Origin of the sequence: Peribacillus sp. NPDC076916, from assembly GCF_050269675.1 — a bacterium.
In the GTDB taxonomy this organism is placed as follows: Bacteria; Bacillota; Bacilli; order Bacillales; family DSM-1321; genus Peribacillus; species Peribacillus aracenensis.
In genome coordinates, this window is record NZ_JBNNIU010000001.1 from 412,941 (window position 1) to 431,743 (window position 18,803).

17 protein-coding genes are annotated in these 18,803 nt (G+C 41.4%); 5 read left to right on the forward strand and 12 right to left on the reverse strand.

Annotated features, from left to right (window positions below):
- Positions 1-127: 127 nt before the first annotated feature.
- Positions 128-913: an SDR family oxidoreductase gene (locus ACQKFG_RS02080; RefSeq protein WP_192203769.1), complete on the forward strand. Its 786-nt coding sequence runs from the start codon at positions 128-130 to the stop codon at positions 911-913.
- 63 nt (positions 914-976) lie between these two features.
- Here ACQKFG_RS02080 and ACQKFG_RS02085 read toward each other — a convergent pair whose 3' ends face one another.
- Both ACQKFG_RS02085 and ACQKFG_RS02090 read right to left on the reverse strand, forming a co-directional pair.
- Positions 977-2,197, reverse strand: coding sequence for a multidrug effflux MFS transporter (locus ACQKFG_RS02085; RefSeq protein ID WP_427556729.1), 1,221 nt, complete (start codon positions 2,195-2,197; stop codon positions 977-979).
- Positions 2,198-2,634: 437 nt separating this feature from the next.
- On the reverse strand, positions 2,635-3,612 hold the full coding sequence (locus tag ACQKFG_RS02090; RefSeq protein ID WP_192203768.1) for a 2-hydroxyacid dehydrogenase: 978 nt from the start codon (positions 3,610-3,612) through the stop codon (positions 2,635-2,637).
- A 326-nt stretch (positions 3,613-3,938) separates the two neighbouring features.
- On the opposite strand from ACQKFG_RS02090, the gene ACQKFG_RS02095 reads away from it, so the two are divergent.
- Positions 3,939-4,904 (forward strand): MBL fold metallo-hydrolase, encoded by a 966-nt coding sequence (locus ACQKFG_RS02095; RefSeq protein WP_427555820.1) that lies wholly within the window; start codon positions 3,939-3,941, stop codon positions 4,902-4,904.
- Between the two features lie 246 nt (positions 4,905-5,150).
- Positions 5,151-6,347 carry a M14 family zinc carboxypeptidase gene (locus ACQKFG_RS02100; protein ID WP_427555823.1) on the forward strand — a complete coding sequence of 399 codons (1,197 nt, stop codon included), beginning with the start codon at positions 5,151-5,153 and terminating at the stop codon, positions 6,345-6,347.
- Here ACQKFG_RS02100 and ACQKFG_RS02105 read toward each other — a convergent pair.
- The 3 genes from ACQKFG_RS02105 to ACQKFG_RS02115 all read right to left on the reverse strand — a co-directional run bounded on the left by ACQKFG_RS02105 (position 6,344) and on the right by ACQKFG_RS02115 (position 8,710).
- Positions 6,344-6,508, reverse strand: a complete 165-nt coding sequence (locus ACQKFG_RS02105; protein WP_427555826.1) for a hypothetical protein — start codon at positions 6,506-6,508, stop codon at positions 6,344-6,346. The genes ACQKFG_RS02100 and ACQKFG_RS02105 overlap by 4 nt on opposite strands.
- On the reverse strand, positions 6,501-7,472 hold the full coding sequence (locus ACQKFG_RS02110; RefSeq protein WP_427555829.1) for a TRM11 family SAM-dependent methyltransferase: 972 nt from the start codon (positions 7,470-7,472) through the stop codon (positions 6,501-6,503). The genes ACQKFG_RS02105 and ACQKFG_RS02110 overlap by 8 nt, the downstream gene beginning before the upstream one ends.
- Positions 7,473-7,618: 146 nt before the next feature.
- A complete protein-coding gene (locus tag ACQKFG_RS02115; protein ID WP_427555832.1) occupies positions 7,619-8,710 on the reverse strand; it encodes a CotH kinase family protein in 1,092 nt (363 codons plus the stop codon).
- Positions 8,711-8,864: 154 nt separating this feature from the next.
- Here ACQKFG_RS02115 and ACQKFG_RS02120 point away from each other — a divergent pair, with 154 nt between their 5' ends.
- On the forward strand, positions 8,865-9,299 hold the full coding sequence (locus ACQKFG_RS02120; protein ID WP_427555835.1) for a CotG/ExsB N-terminal domain-containing protein: 435 nt from the start codon (positions 8,865-8,867) through the stop codon (positions 9,297-9,299).
- 275 nt (positions 9,300-9,574) lie between these two features.
- Here the strand turns inward: ACQKFG_RS02120 and ACQKFG_RS02125 are convergent, their stop codons facing one another.
- From ACQKFG_RS02125 to ACQKFG_RS02135, 3 genes are read right to left on the reverse strand one after another with little or no spacing between them, the layout of a single operon-like run.
- Positions 9,575-9,886 carry a DUF3870 domain-containing protein gene (locus ACQKFG_RS02125; protein ID WP_192203763.1) on the reverse strand — a complete coding sequence of 104 codons (312 nt, stop codon included), beginning with the start codon at positions 9,884-9,886 and terminating at the stop codon, positions 9,575-9,577.
- A 23-nt stretch (positions 9,887-9,909) separates the two neighbouring features.
- Positions 9,910-11,115 carry an acyl-CoA dehydrogenase family protein gene (locus tag ACQKFG_RS02130; protein WP_349729242.1) on the reverse strand — a complete coding sequence of 402 codons (1,206 nt, stop codon included), beginning with the start codon at positions 11,113-11,115 and terminating at the stop codon, positions 9,910-9,912.
- A gap of 14 nt (positions 11,116-11,129) precedes the next feature.
- Positions 11,130-12,317, reverse strand: coding sequence for a CaiB/BaiF CoA transferase family protein (locus ACQKFG_RS02135; protein ID WP_349728941.1), 1,188 nt, complete (start codon positions 12,315-12,317; stop codon positions 11,130-11,132).
- 455 nt (positions 12,318-12,772) lie between these two features.
- On the opposite strand from ACQKFG_RS02135, the gene ACQKFG_RS02140 reads away from it, so the two are divergent.
- A complete protein-coding gene (locus tag ACQKFG_RS02140) occupies positions 12,773-13,711 on the forward strand; it encodes a DHH family phosphoesterase (RefSeq protein WP_427555839.1) in 939 nt (312 codons plus the stop codon).
- A gap of 135 nt (positions 13,712-13,846) precedes the next feature.
- Here the strand turns inward: ACQKFG_RS02140 and ACQKFG_RS02145 are convergent, their stop codons facing one another.
- From ACQKFG_RS02145 to ACQKFG_RS02160, 4 genes are all read right to left on the reverse strand, one after another.
- Positions 13,847-14,863 (reverse strand): aliphatic sulfonate ABC transporter substrate-binding protein, encoded by a 1,017-nt coding sequence (locus ACQKFG_RS02145; protein ID WP_349728944.1) that lies wholly within the window; start codon positions 14,861-14,863, stop codon positions 13,847-13,849.
- Positions 14,864-14,904: 41 nt separating this feature from the next.
- Positions 14,905-15,657 carry an ABC transporter permease gene (locus ACQKFG_RS02150; protein ID WP_076367033.1) on the reverse strand — a complete coding sequence of 251 codons (753 nt, stop codon included), beginning with the start codon at positions 15,655-15,657 and terminating at the stop codon, positions 14,905-14,907.
- On the reverse strand, positions 15,590-16,432 hold the full coding sequence (locus tag ACQKFG_RS02155) for an ABC transporter ATP-binding protein (protein WP_427555843.1): 843 nt from the start codon (positions 16,430-16,432) through the stop codon (positions 15,590-15,592). The genes ACQKFG_RS02150 and ACQKFG_RS02155 overlap by 68 nt, the downstream gene beginning before the upstream one ends.
- Positions 16,433-16,682: 250 nt before the next feature.
- Positions 16,683-18,785, reverse strand: a complete 2,103-nt coding sequence (locus tag ACQKFG_RS02160) for a YhgE/Pip family protein (protein WP_427555846.1) — start codon at positions 18,783-18,785, stop codon at positions 16,683-16,685.
- Positions 18,786-18,803 lie beyond the last annotated feature (18 nt).

The following is an 18,803-nucleotide window of genomic DNA, read 5'->3' on the forward strand; positions in this document are numbered from 1 at the left end:
ACTCGCAACTGTTTAAATTGGATTTTTCAGGCAATATTCGTTTATAATTTTTCTATAATACCACTGCCATGATGTTTCTACATACTCCCTAACGGGAAAGCAAACTTAAAAGGAGCGTGTGAAGTGTATGACAGAATTAATGATAAACAAAGTTGCCATCATTACCGGTGGAGGGTCGGGAATTGGCCGGGGTGCCGCACTGAAACTAGCTGAAAACGGCGCGAACATCATCTTTTTTGACCGTACAGTCGAAAATGCCGAAAAAGTGAAGGAAGAAGTGGAAAACCTGGGTCGAAAGGCATTAATCATTAAAACGGACGTTTCCAAGGCTGAGCAAGTTGAACATGCCTTCAAGACGGCCCATGAACAGTTTGGGAAAATTGATTTTGTATTTGCAAACGCAGGCATTAACGGAGTGATTGCCCCTATAGAAGATATAAAGCCAGAAGATTGGGATCAGACACATACCATCAACCTCAAAGGCACTTTTCTCACCATCAAATATGCCATTCCCTACATGAAGGAAACGGGTGGCAGCATCGTAATCAACAGCTCCATCAATGGAAACCGATATTTCAAGAATTTTGGTTTTTCCGCTTATAGTTCATCCAAAGCTGGTCAGGTCGCTTTTGGGAAAATGGCTGCACTCGAATTGGCAAGATATAAAATCAGGGTAAATACCATTTGTCCCGGCTCCATCGATACGAACATTCACGATAACACATTCCCGGAAGATGAAAACTTAAAAAAAATCAGGATTCCCATTGAATATCCGCAAGGCTCTCAGCCCCTGGCGAAGAAAGCGGGGACTACCGAACAAGCTGGTGATCTCGTATTGTTTCTAGCATCGGACATGTCTTCCCATATTACGGGCACGGAAGTTTATATCGATGGAGCAGAATCACTATTATGATTCATACTTACGCCCCTAAAGGAAAAAGCTGAAATCCACATCAAGGATTTCAGCTTTTCCTAATTAAACTCGCCTTAACCCACGACGGGCAAGAATTAAATAAGCGAACATTGCGATGACATGACAACTTACCATCACAATTCCCATAGGCAAGGGTGACTCACCTGAGCCTAGTCCCACCAAGGGAGCCATTAGTGATCCTAATATGAAAGGAAGCAGGCCAATTAAAGCCGAAGCACTGCCTGCTGTTTTTTTCTGATTTTGCATCGCTAAAGAAAAACTCGTAGTGCCGACAATACCGACGCTGGAGACGGAGAGGAATAAAGCGACCAAGATTCCTGCCAACCCAATTTCGAGAAGGACTGAGGCAAGTAGTAATATCCCCCCAAACAATGCTAGACATAATCCCATTTGAAGCAGTTTTTCCTCTTTGACCTTCCCTGCAAGCTTCCCGGCAACTTGTGAAGCGATGATGATCCCAATTCCGTTTATTGCAAAAATCAAACTGAAGGTCTGTGGAGAAACGCCATAAATGTTCTGGAGAACAAAAGGCGATCCGGAAATATAAGCGAACATGGCGGCACTTATGAATCCTTGTGCAAAAGCATAGCCCATAAACACACGATCTCTCAATAAGTTCCCAAATGTCCTGATAGTATCTTTTACCCCACCTGCACTTCTGAGATTAAACGTTAAAGTTTCCTTTATCCCCCAAAATGCAGCTGCAACCATAATGATACTTAATACTGAAATGACAACGAAGACTCCCCGCCAAGACGTGAACTGCAAAAGCTGACCGCCAAAAACCGGAGCCAATATCGGAGCCGCCCCATTCACCAGCATTAACATGGAGAAGAACTTGGTCAAATCCGATCCTGAAAAAAGGTCACGAACTATCGCCCTTGAAATGACAATGCCCCCCGCTCCAGCAATACCTTGGATAAAACGTAATAATAAAAGCAATTCAATGGTTGGAGCAAAAGCGCATAACAGAGAGGATATGCAATAAATGGATAAAGATATGATTAACGGTGTCCGTCTTCCTTTTGCATCACTTAGCGGCCCTAAATAAATTTGGCCTAAAGCCAATCCTAACAAACAGGCCGTCAAGCTCAGCTGCGCTAAAGATGTACTGCTTTTCAGATCCTCCGCCAGTGTGGGAAGACCCGGTAAATACATATCAAGTGACAACGGCCCAATCGCTGCAAAAGACCCCAGCATAAGAGCCATCAACAGCCTTTTGGATTTAGTCATTTCGTTGCCTGATGGTATCGTTTCCTTCATTTCAATCATTATTACCCCTATCCCTTTCAACTAATTGTTTTCCTGGATAAAACCCGACTTTCTTTATTTTACAAAAGATCCGAACAATTTACGATAAGTATGCTTCCCCTAGAATTGGATTCTTCCCTCGAGCACTCAATTAAGTAATGTTCAAAACTCAGAAATCTTCTAAAAGGAAAAATCTTAAATCAGGAAATATATTTGAGGATACTGCGAACCAAAGTAAGGCTATAAAAGGTCCAAACAATTCCACATAAAAAATGACCCCATTTTGGAGTCATTTCAAACTCTAGACAAACTCGAAGAAAAGCCAGTTTGCATTTCAGAAATCCGCTCCCTTTCCGCCGACCGTTGCCAAGCCTCATCAAAGCGAGCGCCTGGGGGTCTCGGCTAGACAGTCATTCGGGATAAGGGCATTCCGAATCCCATATTCAGAGTCATTTTGATTTATTCAACAATACTAAATTACGCGGAGTATCACCAGATAATCCATCCATCAAGTTTTGTACCGCAAGAGCTGCCATCTTCAATCTTGTGGCAATGCTGGCACTCCCAATATGCGGCAGTGTAACGACATTGGGCAATGTTAGCAGCGGGTGATCCACAGGGACGGGCTCTTCTTCGAATACATCCAATCCAGCCGCCCATATCTCTCGGTTTTCCAGTGCCTGGTATAACGCCTTTTCATCGATAATCCCGCCTCTTGCTGTATTAATGAGCACAGCCGTCCCTTTCATTAATTCAAGCTGCTCCTTACCAATCATATAAGTGGTTTCCGGTGTGAGCGGCAGCATGACACAAACGAAATCCGATATTCGGAGCAATTTTTCAAGGGACTGATATTCGATTCCTAATTCTTTTTCCTGTTCATATTTACGGCTTCGATTAAAATAAACCAAGTTCATATCAAATCCCTTAGCTCTTTTTGCAAGGGCTTCCCCAATCCTACCCAAACCGATTATACCAAGCGTTGCACCGTGTACATCCTGTCCGGTCAGTTGCATCGGCGACCATGTTTCCCACTTTCCACTCCTTAAATAATCTTCTGCCTCCATCATCCTTCTTGCCGTTGCAAGCAGCAAGCCGAAGGTTAAATCAGCTGTCGTTTCCGTTAAAACCCCCGGTGTGTTCGTGACCATGATGCCCCGTTTTGTTGCACTTCGAACATCAATATTATTATGGCCCACTGCCATATTCGCTATGATTTTCAGGTTAGGCGCCCGTTGAATCAGTGACTCATCGATTTGTTCCGTCAATAAACAAAGCAGCCCCTCTACTTCTTTCATTTCTTCTTCAAGGACCTCTCTAGGGACCGGTATATCCTCTTGTTCCCACATCCTGACATCATATTTCCGACTAAGACCTTCGATGATTTGTTCCGGCAATTTCCTTGTAATATAAATTTTTGGCTTCAAACCATAACCTCCTATACCGTTTCATTCCATTAACGCATTCTTGCACCATTTTTCACCTTCAGTTTTCGTTACCCAATAATTAATTATAAGAATATTGGCTAAATTACTAGCTTGTTTATTCAATTTTAAAATAAACTAGATAAATAGACCATCTATTTCCAATCATTCTACTATTAATTTTCTCGTTTACAAGGAGGCTTCCGCTTGACAGTTTCAATTCACTCAACTAATCATAGAATAATAACCCTTTAAATCTAGTCGGTCATTAGTAATACAACAATTTTCCAGATGATGTTTATCTCGATTTAGGAGGATATGGGAAGTTCATGAAAACGAAAACAACATTTAAAATTTATCCAATCATAGCTCCAAGCGCTTTATCTTTAAAAAGTATAAACTTTTATTTAGTTAAGCAGGATGAATCTTTAACATTAGTCGATGCAGGCATGAATGATGACGTCTGCTGGAATGCACTTCAGCAAACATTAAACGAAAATGGATTTACCGTCGGAGATATCACGGGAATTTTATTAACCCATCACCATGGAGACCATGTTGGTTTGGTCAATCGGATTACCGAACTCCATCCGATTCCCGTTTATGCCCATTCTAAATCCATTCCCCGTTTAAAAAGGGACCCTGACTTCTTAAGTATGAGAATTGAATTCTATAAGCAGCTTTACATTGAAATGGGCTGTGGTGAACTTGGAGATAAACAAGTGGCTTACCTATTCAACGCTGTCGATAATAATAAAGATCAAAAACTGAATGGTGACATCATCGCAATCACGGAAAAACAATGGCTGAATTTTGAAGTGATCGAATTTCCCGGGCATGCCCCGGATCAAATTGCTTTCCTTGACCAGGAAGCGAAACGGCTTCTTGCAGGTGATTTATTGATTGAACATATATCAAGCAATGCCTTGATCGAACCTGATGAAAACGGAAATAGAATGCTGACTCTTGTAGATCATATCGATTCATTAAAACGATGTTTGGCATTACAGGTGAATCTCCTCTATCCTGGTCATGGTAACATCATTGAACAGCCTGGTCTTTTGATTGAAAAAAGACTCAACAGCATAGAGAGAAAATCACAAAAAATCCTTAGCTTGATAGCATCCGGAATTTCTACCGGCAATGAACTGGCAAAGGAGTTTTATAAACAAAAGTATATAGCGGAATTCCCGCTCGTCATGTCAGAAATCATTGGCCATTTGGATTATTTAGAATATCAAGGGAAGGTCACGAAACAACTCGTTGAAAATGTAGTTCATTATCAAGCTAAGTGACATCAAAAAAAGGCTGGAATTGATATTATCCCCACTAAGTGGAAAATGTAAAAGGCTACTGGTAAACCGTAGTTGATACACTACCACTTGGAGGGGATTTTACTATATCTAGAAAAATATGTAAACCACATTGAATCTGAAATACATAGGCCTATTTAGGTGTTTTAATTAATCGAACAGGAATAGGGAGTGAAAACGAAGAATTAATATCTGAATATTAAATATTTTCAGAACAGGAGAATGAATGTGAAAAGAAAATTTTTAAAGGTTTTAAGTTCAACAGTAGTGGCCGCAGCATTACTCGGCCCAAATGTCAGCTTAGCTGAACGAGGACCAAATCCGACAGGTGGAACGAATCTCTCCACCGAAGCATTCCTTAATTATGACGAACTTGTAAAAAAATTAAATCAACTTGAGCAAGTGAGTGCAGGGAAAGTCAAAGTAGAAGTCGCTGGACAAACAAATCAGGGTCGTTCCATTCAAAAAGTGACTGTCGGTCATGGTGACAAAGTCGTTCTTATTCAAAGTGAAATTCATGGAAATGAAAAAACAGGAACTGTTGCGTTATTGAACATTCTTGAAAACCTTGGTCAAAGTAACTCACCTGAGGTAAAGAAAGTGCTTGATGAACTAACAATTGTTGCTATTCCAATGATGAACGTAGACGGCTCGGAGCTTGATCGTCGTGGAAATGAGATGACATGGTCTGAGGTTGTAGGGAAATTTCCCCAACTTTCTAATGTGAAACCTACTTGGAACTATTACACTACTCCCAGATCAGGCGACGACTATGCTAGCAAACCGGGATTTGATGTTAATCGTGACTTTAATCCGAACCTAAACTATGAACCAAAGCCTCAAGACTTCCCAGGGGCATCTGAAAAGCCGGGCTGGTTTATTACACCTGAATCGCAAACGGTACGTGACATATATAAAGGGTTAAAATCGAAATTTGGTAAAGTGGATGTTTTTATCGACCTTCATCACCAAGGGTTCCCATATATCGAAGGAACTGATGATCGTGTAACGATGTCAATATCCGGAAAATTTGTTGCCAACCCAAGCACTCCTGAAGGGGCTAAATATGCAGAGTATGCAGATAATTTTAAATATGATTTCTCCCGTCAGTTGACACTTACTGCTTATAACGCACTACAAGCAAAAGGGAATTCCGTGTTCACAAATATTTCATTGTACGATCAATCTATCGACCTGCCAGGTACTGCTTTAGGAACGTTTGCTTTAAACGGAAGTGGTACGGTTCTATTTGAAGTAAGTGGACAAACACAAAACTTTGGGCAAAAAAAGAAAGGCCAGCTAGTAAAAACAGTTGAAACGGGTCTAATGGGTATTATCAATGGTGTAACAGATGGATCCGTTCATAATCTTAATCCATCAGACTATGAAAATATTCCTGAAAGTTCATCTACACCGGGAATTTAGTCAAGTTTAAAACTTAATTTAAAGGGGGCTTGTCCGCCATCCAGCACCGGTTGAATATCGAGCCAGATGGCAGCATAGCCTTTTTTTGTTGTCAACTTGATCGGGTAAGTCCATATCCATTCAAAGATTTCAGCCTTTTCTTGATGATGGAACCTACACACACACTACAACCTCTCTGGAAAAAATGCCTTTCCTGGCCACACAGCGATCAGCAATTTCAAATCCTGCTTCTTCAATCATATGATCCATCGTGTCGATCGTTACGACGACGACCTTGTCAGCAAAGCTTCTGGCATGTTTAAGGATCGATAGCTGATCTTCCGGCGTCGCATGTGTATATAAATTGTAAGGCATATCGATAATCGCTACATCATATTTACTGGTGACCTCCGAAATCGGACCTGTAGTTACATCACCTTCGAGGCCGAAATAGGCAATATTCTCCCTGGAACCGTCGGTAACAAGCGGGTTGATATCCCGGCCATCAATATTGATCCCCATCGATAGGGCTTCTACCAATACCGTTCCAATTCCGCAGCATGGATCAATTGCCTTCACTCCATCCGGATGTGGAACGGCTATGTTAGCAATGGCCCTTGCCACTCTTGTGCTAAGCGCTGTCGAATATTCCCGGGGCTTCTTCATGTGTTTTAACCAAACCGCTTCAGGCTTGACATACTTCCCAAAATACCAACGTCCGCCAAGGGTCACGATTCCAAAGACCTGATCAGGATTACGCACATCGGCATTCCCCTGAATATGCCAGCCTATCTCCCTTTCAATTTCGCGCTGTCCATCATAATCTATTTTTGCGTCTTTATTCAGATCATTAATTTTTACGAATAATACTTTGAATGTAGAATCAGGCAAATGAATACCTTTCACTTGCTCAACGATTTCGGATATGCTTTTCCCTTCAAACATAACGTCGACACGCCCTTTTATAAAAGGGCTCCTGCTCGGTTCAATTGCTATATCACTTTTCAGAATATTCCCTGAAGTCTCAAAGCCAAAGAACGAGCGCATCTCCATTTTAGATAATGAGCGTTCGTCAGGGCTGCATGTAAACGTATATATATATGCCGGTTTGCGGCTATGATTAGTCAATCCATTCCCATCCTTCATTACTTTAGATTATATCTTTCTATCAAACATAGCTGTAATGGTATAGAAAAGCAAATGGAATCGTATGTAAAAAAGCATGAATGCTTTTCTTTTAACACTCATGCCGTTAAATTCATCATTGTTCCTTCACTATAGTAAAGGAATTATTAATCCAATTTATGCAGCCGGCTACTTATATACTTTGCACGGGCCTCAATGAATTCCAGGATGAATTTGGGCTCATTATCAAATTTCACAATATTCCCCTTGATATATGGATCTTTTGAAACATAAGGTTTTATTTGATCATGCATTTCCTGAATGATAGGTTTCATATAGTCCACGTTAAAATGATTGTTCAAAATCTCCTTAAGAAGTTCTTGGTACCGGACACGAAATCCCCTTACATCAAGGATTCTAGCAGTCAATGTATTGAATCCTTCGATTCCCACATAATTCTCTTCCATCACTTTCCCGTTAACATCCCTGCCCCATGTCGCATCATAATCCCATGGAATCATTTCAAAGAGTCCAGTATCTCCATTTCGATACAAGGCATAGTTATGAACGAACCCATCATAGTTTTGCGTAAATATGACACCAGCCAGCCAGCGCAGGTACTTTTCCACATCGACATATTTTACGATTTCCTTTTCAAAATCCACTCTTGAAATTGTATTGATTTGGAGGATCAACTCTTGTAAATATAATTCATCCTTTGCTGTCCCGCATTTTTTTTGATAGCCCATCTCCAATGATTTTTTGATCCCTTTATCCAAATCGCTCATCAATGAGAAATTGGCATCACCATCTACTGCATAGAAAATGGCACCCTTGGGCAGCCCCCTTTTCTTCAAATAATATTCATCCACTGATTCCAATTCTAGGTATATCCCTTCGTCCTTTCCGTTCAGATTCAGGAAAACGAACTGGGAGTTCGGCGATAAGGTGCCTATATCCGCAAAAAAGTCTAAAGATAATTTATTTCTTAATAAAGATTTATCCTTATATTCGGCATTTAAATGAATTTCCTTGGCATTCTTATAAGTATTTGGTTTATAAAAGACTACATTATAGGATTTTTTGGGAAAACCGCGGATATGTGAGCCACGGTAAACAATATCAATATCCAGTTTTTTTCTGTTAAGTGTTAACTTTGCCGGTAAAGGATCATTGCACCATATATCTCTGCGAAGTTCCCTTAAATTAACTGGTGGAATAAAAAGCTGGTACACAGGCAGCTTCTTGTCAGAATTCATATAACCCTTCACTTCCCTTTCACTTTCATATTAAATTATGAAAAAAAGCGAGGGGTGTCACAAAAAACAAATTTTCATTAAAAATTGTGCTATTATCCCTGGCATATTACGTACAAGCGCATAGTTTAACGTATAGAAAGGGGGAAATGTAAATATGTCTGACATCATTCAAAATATACAAAATGCGGTAGATAGAGCCAATTCCTTCGGGTTAGGCGATTTCATGTATAATGACCCTTGTTCAAAAGGCCGTTCTTCACGTAAAAACAACAAAAATAAGCGAACTTCCCGCAGACGCACTAAACGTTGCTTTAACATGAGGAGGTCCACTTGCCGTACGCAAAGGCGCACTAGCAGGAGGAGGTCCACTTGCCGTATGCAAATGCGCACTAGCAGGAGGAGGTCCACTTGCCGTACGCAAAGGCGCACTAGCAGGAGGAGGTCCACTTGCCATATGCAAAGGTGCACCAGCAGGAGGAGGTCCACTTGCCATATGCAAAGGTGCACCAGCAGAAACCGGTGTTCCTCCAACCACTGCAGTTGGCTTTGCGGCAATAACTTTCGAAATAAACGGAGATGTTGCTTCTAGTTTCTTGGTTCCGTTTTAATGTACAACTAATTTTTTTTACTGGATATTAAGCTTTAATTTAAAGTCCAATTTCCAACAAAAAAAACACAAACTCGTCGTAAAGGGCGAGTTTTGTGTTTTTTTAATCACGATCGTTATATCCATTCAAATGTACCGTTCCTTAAACAATGAAAAACACTGACATTTAAAATGAAAGTGGACTTATTTGCCATGTACCCGAACCTATAACAAAGGATCCCACCCTTATACATATGGTAGGATCCTCCCAGTTTCGCTTATTTAACGGAGACCAATTCGAACTGTGCATACACATCCTTCAGCCCTGCTTGAATGGCTTGACCAGCCTTCCCACGATAATGCATTTGTACACGATCAATCAATTCTTCGATACCATCTTTCAGGCAATAACCCCGCAGCAGTTGACGAATGAATTCCCTGCCATGTTCTGTAGCAAGTGTACAGGAAGCGTCGACTATTACACCATATTTAAAGTCAAGCTCTACCGTGATCGTGATGGAATCATATAAATTTCTCGCTGCCATCCCTTGTGGAAGTTTTGCATGCCCTGCAATAAAGTATGTGTTCATCATCTGATCTCCTCTATCTATAGTTAATGGACGGAAACCTGCTCGAAGGGCCATGCAGGCAATTGCTTTCGAAGCTCTTTATCTTGTCTGTAGCCAAGTGCGTATTCGCCCTGCATTACAGTATGAATCTCACGGGTTCCTTCGTAAATGACCGGGGCTTTTGAATTCCGCAGAAAACGTTCCACTGGATATTCATCCGAGTATCCGTAGGCACCATGAATTTGAACAGCATCATTGGCCGCTTCGTTAGCAGCATTACATGATATCCACTTTGCAAGTGATGTTTCCTTCGTATTCCTTTTTCCTTGATTTTTCAAAGTACCGGCTTTAAAGACCAGCAATCTGGAAATCTCTAAATTTGCGGTCATCTTGGCAATCATCTGTTGAACGAGCTGATGCCTGCCAATCTCTTTTCCGAATGTACTTCGTTCATGGCAATATTTCAAGCTTGCTTCCAGGCTTGCTTCAATTAACCCTACAGCACCTGCGGCCACTGTAAACCGGCCGCTGTCCAATGCCGACATGGAAATTTTAAAGCCCTCACCTTCTTCACCAAGCCTATTCTCGACCGGAACTTTTACATCGGTTAAAAAGATTTCGCCTGTATTCCCGGCACGAATTCCTAATTTCCCTTTAATGGCTTTCGACTCCACTCCCTCGAAAGTCCGTTCCACAATAAAAGCAGTGATTCCCCTTGAACCGGCATCATGATCCGTCTTGGCGAAAATGAGGAAGTGATCTGCATAATCACAGAGCGAAATCCATGTTTTTGACCCGTTCAAGATATAATGGTCCCCAACACGTTTTGCCGTTGATTTCATAGCCGCAACATCAGACCCTGCATTCGGTTCAGTCAGCCCAAAAGCGCCAATCTTGATCCCTTTTGCCTGCGGTACTAAATATTTCTGTTTTTGTTCTTCCGTACCCCATTGCAGCAAGGTCATGCTATTTAACCCTGTATGTACAGAAACTGCAGTTCGGTAAGCCGTATCGCCTCGCTCCAGCTCTTCACAAACGATTGCAAGCGTATTATAATCCATTCCGACTCCACCATACTCTTCTGGTATACAAACGCCCATCAACTGCAATTCCGCTAACCTTTTTAAAATATGCGGCTGGAATTGACCTTCCCTATCCCACTCTTGAATGTATGGGATAATTTCCTTATCAACAAATTTCCTTACCACTTTCTTCACACTTTGCTGCTCTTCTGTTAATTCGAAATTCATCATTAAAATTCCTCCTAAATAATTTTATTTTCCTTGAATTTGCTTATTTGGTCTGGACTATATCCAATTTCAGCCAGAATAGAAGCGGTATGCTCACCATACAGTGGCGGATGCTTTCTCATCGTTACCGGCGTTTTTGAAAGGTTCAGTGGCGATCCCGTCACTCTAAGATCTTCGATTGTGGGATGTTCCATGTTCACCAACATCCCTCTTGCGATGATTTGCGGGTCCTCGAACATCTCTGCAATATCATTAATCGGTCCATTGGGTATCCCTGCATCATCAAATAGCCTTTTCCATTCTTTCTTTGTCTTTCCTTTCAACAAATCCTCTATTATCGGTATTAATCCTTCCTTGTTCAGCAAACGTTTTTCATTATGCTTAAACTGTTCCTGCTCGGCTAAATCAGGTCTGCCGATAACGGCTGAAAATCTCCTGAACTGATCATCATTCCCTACAGCCACAACAAGCTCCCCATCACTTGTACGGAACGTTTGGTATGGAACGATATTGGGATGTTGATTTCCCATTCGTTCAGGGGTCTGGCCACTGAATAAATAGTTGCTGGCGACATTCACCAATGAAGAAACCTGGCAATCCATTAACGAAATATCAATTTCCTGTCCTTCCCCCGCTTCATCCCTATGATGCAAAGCGGATAAAATGCCAATGCATGTATACAAGCCAGTCAATATGTCAGCTATGGCCACCCCGACCTTCACGGGGCTTCCATCTTTTTCTCCTGTGATACTCATCAAACCACTCATCGCTTGAATGATATAATCATAGCCAGGCAAATCTTTATAAGGTCCGGTTAAACCAAATCCCGTAATCGAGGCCATGATCAGTTTGGGGTTCATTTCCTTTAAACCCTCATAGCCCAGCCCCATTTTTTCCAACGTGCCCGTCTTGAAATTTTGTATCACAATATCCCCTGAAGACACCAACTTCCGGAAGATTTCTTTCCCTTGTTCCGACTTTAAATTCAAGGTCATGCTTTGCTTATTTCGATTGGCACATAAATAGTAAGCGCTTTCTCCTTGGGCGAATGGCGGACCCCATCCTCTCGTTTCATCCCCTGCCTCATGATGCTCGATTTTAATAACATCGGCACCCAAATCACCGAGGATCATTGAACAAAACGGCCCCGCCAAAACACGGGATACATCGATAATCCTGACTCCTTCCAAAGCTCCATTCATATCATCACCCCTTTCAAACTGTCGGGATACACAAAAAAGAGCCAGTAAAACCAACAATGTCATTACATTGAATGTTTCACTGACCCTTATCCACGAACTGTCTTCCTGCAAAGGAAGATCAAGTGAACCAAGTCAATTTTTATGGATTCCAGTTTTATGACAAGCCGGCCATGCAGCAAGGTAACTTGCTGTCATCGGTTTGGTAAATTAAGTATAGTCCTATTTTTTGAATTTTGCAATAATTTAGTTCAGGTGTTTTCATTACTTCCAATGAAATACTCTTTCGCTTACTTCCCGTTTAATATAAACATACAGCCCTCAATCCATAGTAATCGGAAATTGCCTTTATTCGTGAGGCATGGGATGATTGAATATGCATAATTGTCAATATATGAATTTTTCATACTATCGATTATCGCTTGACAGACAAGGAAAGATTGAAAGGAGATGGCGATATGGACAATAAAAAAGCGGAAATAATCGAAGCGATTAAGAAATACCACACAATTATCATTCATCGCCATGTTAATCCGGACCCGGATGCATTGGGATCACAAATCGGTTTAAAGAAGCTTTTGAAGCATTCCTATCCTTCTAAAGAAGTCTATGCGGTAGGCGAGGAAGTGGATAATCTTCTATTCATTGGTGATATGGATGTCATTTCCGATAACAAATACAAAGGTGCCTTAGTGATTGTTTGTGATACTGCCAACATTTCACGGATCAGTGATTCACGATATGATCACGGGGACATGCTAATCAAGATTGATCACCACCCCGAATATGAGCAGTTTGGTGATTTTTCCTGGGTCGACCCTTCTTATAGCTCTGCCAGTGAAATGCTTGTTGATTTATTCTTGGAATCTCCGGAAGGCTTTATCATGAATAAAGAAGCGGCTAAATCATTTTATGCAGGAATACTTAGTGATACAGGTAATTTCATGAATGGGAATACGACTTCCAGGACATTAAAAATGGTTTCGCACTTAAGAACTTATCATATTCATCCAGAAAGAATCCATAACAGCCTTAATATAAAGACAAAAAATGCTTCAAGACTTCAAACAGACATCCTCATGAGCTTCAATTTAACCGATAAAGGGGTAGCTTACTTCATTATTACGGAGGATCTGTTAAATATGTACGGCGTGGATCGAATTGAAGCTTCGAATTTAGTTAACACGCTATCGAGTGTCAGGAGCAATAAAATCTGGGCTTTCTTCATCGAATATCCTTCTGAAATCCGTGTCAGGATACGTTCACGGAACATTCCCATCGCTTCAGTCGCACGTCAATTCAATGGCGGGGGACATTCACTGGCTTCAGGCGCTACCATCCATTCCTGGGATGAGGTTGATCACGTTATCCAAGCATTGGATCAAGTATGCCCATAACAGGGATTTCATGACCTGCCGTGGTTATATGCATGATTATATTCCCAGGCGCAATGCGATGGAATAATTCAGCCTTTACCTGATTACAAAAAAAGCGCCAAAGCCAGGATGGCTGAGGCGCTTGCTTGTTTCAATTTATTTGGACACTCCTTCAAGAATTGATAAATCGATCATGCCTTTTATATCATTGCTAGGGATATAACCAGCTTCTTTGCTTATGTCTGCCATTTCCTGAATGACTTGCTCATTAACTTCAGTCGTCACTTCAAGGCGTGAAAATGCTGAAGCCACTTCATCTTTACTTAATTCTTTTCCAGTCAGTTCCTTCAAATGCTTAATAACCAGCTCTTGGCTTTCTTCAGGGTTGTCTTGGATAAACTTCACCGCTTTTTCATGCGCCTTCAAATAAGAAGCAGCGAGCCCCTTTTTATCCAAGAACTTCTGGCTTGCAGCCACTACCGTGTTAGGTGAATCTTTCCCCCATGCAAATTGATCCCAGTCAAGCAATAACTTTCCTTTTGCCTGGTTTTCCAATACATAACCCCATGGTTCCTGAGTTGCTGCTGCATCGACAGATTTTTGGACAAAAAGCGCGGTTGTGTCAGCAGGCGCGGCCGCATACAGCTCAACCGTCCCCCCATTCGTAGTCGGTTTTAAGTCAACATCTTGAAGGGCCTTCCTTAGCATGACATCCTGTGTGCTACCAATGACGGGAATCGCTACCTTTTTACCGCCCAAATCTTTTAAGTCTGTAACTTTGCTGCCCTCGCTGGCCACTAGTACGGCACCTCCATTAACAGCCCCGGAGATCAAGTGGTATTCAGGGTTTTTCACGTAAAAGTTAAGCAATGGACCAGGCCCGACCGTTCCGACATCAATGGCGTTTGTAGCCATTGCTTCCATGAATAATCCGCCATTGGCCACTGTTTTGGTTTCAATCTTAACATCTTTACCGAACTCTTCTTCGAAGAAGCCCTTTTCGAGTGCAATGATCGTTGCACTGTGGGTTAAGTTAGGAAAATACCCAATTTTCACGGATTTCCCCCCAGAACCTTCTCCTTCTTCATCATTGCTGCTGGACTGAGTACATCCGCTTACTATCCCGATTAACAACACAGACAGAATAAGGGCAAAAAATGATTTTTTCAGCATACTTTTCTCTCCTTTTGAACTATTATTTTATTAAACTACCGTTACTTCACTCCCCATTTCAGTTGAACATTACGTTCAAGGCGGGAAAAGACAACATTATCCACGATTGTTCCGATGATTGCGATGATGATCATCACGGAGATGACCAAATCCATTTGTCCCAGTGATCTGCCCATTTCCAGCAATTGCCCAAGACCGCCTCCCCCGCCAAGTAATTCACCTGCCATCAGTGCACGCCAGGAAAAGGCCCATGCAATTCGGAGACCGGATATTATTTGCGGGACGGATGCTGGTAAAATCACGGTGCGAAGAAAATGAAACCCGGTCGATCCATATGTTTTGGCAACCCGCTGATACAACTGGGGTACATTCCGGAAGCCACTTGTTGCATTAACCGTCATCGTCCAAGTTGCGCCGATGGTGACGATAAAGAGAATCGAAAAATCATTCAATCCAAACCAAATGATCGCTAAAGGGAACCACACGATACTCGGGATGGACTGTAAGGCCGTCACGACGAATCCTAGAGTGTCTTCAACCAATTTAAAGCGCCAAATGAAATATCCTAATATTAGACCTACTATAATGGCAATCGTAAAGCCGATCAGGATACGGCCAAGGCTTTTTCCGATGGCTTCAGTTATTTGTCCGCTCATCAGTCCATTAAACAGAGTTTCCAAAACCTGGGTCAGGCTTGGGAACATGAATTCCGGAAGACTGGAAAGTCTAGATGTGACTTCCCATATCCCCGCTATCATCGCGATGAATATGATTCGTCTTAAAGCTGTAATCATTCCCCATTTCCTCCTTCAGCACTTTTTCAATTTCCTCCTGTAAAATCGATAGAACCCTTTGTTCTGTATGCAAAGTTACACTATCCGGCATAACTCCATCTTTCATGGAAGGGACGGAAATCGTCTCTTTAATTTTCCCGGGACGGGTTGCAAAGACGATGATTTTTTCGGAAAGCTGAACAGCCTCACGAATATTATGGGTAACGAAAAAGATTGTCACTTTAGTTTTTCTCCAGATTTCGAGCAGTTCTTTATGCAAGACCATCCTCGTTTGCTCATCCAGCGCAGAGAATGGCTCATCCATCAACAGGATATCCGGTTCCATCACCAACGCTCTTGCGATGGCTACCCTCTGTTTCATGCCCCCTGATAGTTGATGTGGATAGGAGTCAACATATCGGCTGAGGTGAACCATTTTTAAAATGTCCAATGCCTTTGCTTTAGCCTCTTCATTGGGAATCTTCTTTAACTTCAATCCGTATGTAACATTTTCAAGTACCGTTAACCAAGGGAATAACCCCGCCTCTTGAAATACTACGACCCGTTCCGGACCTGGCTTCATCACTTTTTTCCCAGCTACACGTATTTCCCCTGCATCTGCCTTATCAAGGCCGGCAACCAGATAAAGGAGTGTGGATTTACCACACCCTGAAGGGCCGACGATTGAAACGAAGCTTCCCTTCTCGACCTCTAGGTTTATCTTATCGAGCACCTTTATGCTTTCTTTCTTTTCATTCTTAAAACTTTTTTCAATGCCATCTATTGATAAATACATAAAGTCACCCCACTTTTATATCGCATCGATTTACTAAACATTATTTCTTAATAATGATTAATCCAATGGTTTTTGTCAACTATAAAAATGCAAAAATTCTAATTTATCGGTATCTTTCTATCCAATTGTCATTTTATTGATAAATATTCCAAACTTACACAAAAATACATATGGACAAATTCCATTCAGAAATAAAAAACCTGAGCCCATGTAAGGGTTCAGGCTAATTTTTATATCCACTTTTATAACCTTAAAAAATCCTGCTTCCATACAACTTATCCTTCATTTTTTGTGTCCTTGCATGCAATGGCTTTTTCAAAATGATACCTAATATAAGCGTGATTATTAAAAAGATAATCAGGATAAAAATGTCCTTGCCAGCTACGCTCCATGTTATTCCCCCAACGGATTCACGAAGTAAACCCACAGCATAGGTGAATGGCAAGAAAGGGTTAATATGTTGAAAAAAGGGCGGTGTGACTTGAATGGGGAAAGTGCCGCCAGAACTTGATATTTGAAGGACCATCAAGACGACGCTTATCCCTTTTCCAACATTTCCAAGAACGGAAACGAAGGTGTAGACAATGAGTGTAAATACTGTACTTATCAGAACGGAAAACAGGATGTACTCAAACTTATCCGCTACATAAACACCGATAAAGATGATATTCCCAATGGAAACACTAAGAGCCTGCATTACCCCAATGATGAAAAATATAAGATACCTCCCGATATAGATTTGATACGGGCTGTAAACTTTTTGAGAAACACCCACGCTAAGCATGGAAATCAATATTGTACCGCCGACCCAAAGGGAAAGGGCCGTAAAGAAAGGGGACATGGCGGATCCATAGTTCGGAATCGGAAAGAGACTGTGTTTATTGAGCAGCACCGGCTCTGAAAAAAATTCACTTTCTTGTTCAATATCATTTCTTAGGAAATCGATCACTTCTTCCATATCATAAGACTTATCGATTTCCCTCATTTTAGAAGCTAGAGCCTTTATTTTCGTTTCGATTTCCGGAAACTTATTCATTAACTTATCGATATCCCCTGTACGTGTTTCCAATGTTCGATTGGTCTCATTCAACAGCGTTCTCACCTCAGGAAGAACCTCGGTTCCCTCCGCCATCGTGACCTGGACATTATTCAATATTGCTTCCGTTTCGTTCCAGATTTCATTGAATTTTGGCCTTGATTCCTTTGAATAACTTTCCTGGAAGCTTGTCAAAACTTGATCATTGTTCCTGCCAAGTTCTATAAGATTGCCATAGGCTCGGTCATTCAGCGCTTGAAGTTGGTTCGAAGTATTATCCCTTAATTCATCAACTAGCTGCATTTCTGGCTGAAGCAAGTTTTTCTCATTAAATTGATTGACTCTCACCAATAAATTATACATACTGTCCAAAAGGTACAACTCTTTATTTATCCTTGTTACCCCTTGTACCACTAGCTGATCCGACTCATTATCAGGCAAATCCTGACCCGTTAACCGGTTCGCCACCACTAAAACGGATTCATTATCGCTCCTGATGTTCGCGATATCATTTTGCAAGAGGGGAGCGATTCCTTCGAATGCCTGCCTTGTTGAATCTACATAACTAGATACGTCCGATACCAATTTGTCCTTCTGCGACGTTATTCCTTCTATTGAATCCAATCCATCATTGACCTTCTTAATGATATCCTCAGCCTTTTTAACATGTGTTTGAACGGTTTTGATATTTTGTTCAAGCTCAGGCAGTTGCCCCTCTAATAAATACACCATATTCTTCATTTTTTGAATTGTCGGCAACTCATTTTGCAGGGTGACTCCCAGTTCATTAAAGATCGCTAGGATACTCCCACTGGCCGATTTGATAAAGGTTTTGCTCACGTTGTCCACAATGCTGTTCGCACCCGCTGCCGTAATTTTAGGAGCAATGGAATTGATTTTTTCATTTACATAGTAATCAATCTCCGCCTTTTTAGGGACATCGGTCATGATTGTCGCTATATGTTCAGAAAAGTTCTCCGGAATGATGATGGATGCATAATACTGCCCCTTTTCCACCTTAGCTTTCGCCTCTTTTTCCGAAGTGAATCTCCAGCCTAAATCCTTATTCTCCTTTAACCCCTCTATCACTTCCTTGCCTATATTCACGGCTTCGCCATTTAACTCCGCACCTTTATCATTATTGGCAACGCCGACAAGAATTCCTTCCGTATTTGCATACGGGTCCCAAGATGCGACAATATTAAACCACGCATAAATGGAAGGGATGAACATGAGAAAAACTACTACAATACAAACAAAGAAATTTTTATAAATGCTTTTTAAATCGTCAATGAAAATTTCCCGAATATTTCTCAAAACATACCCCCGTACAGA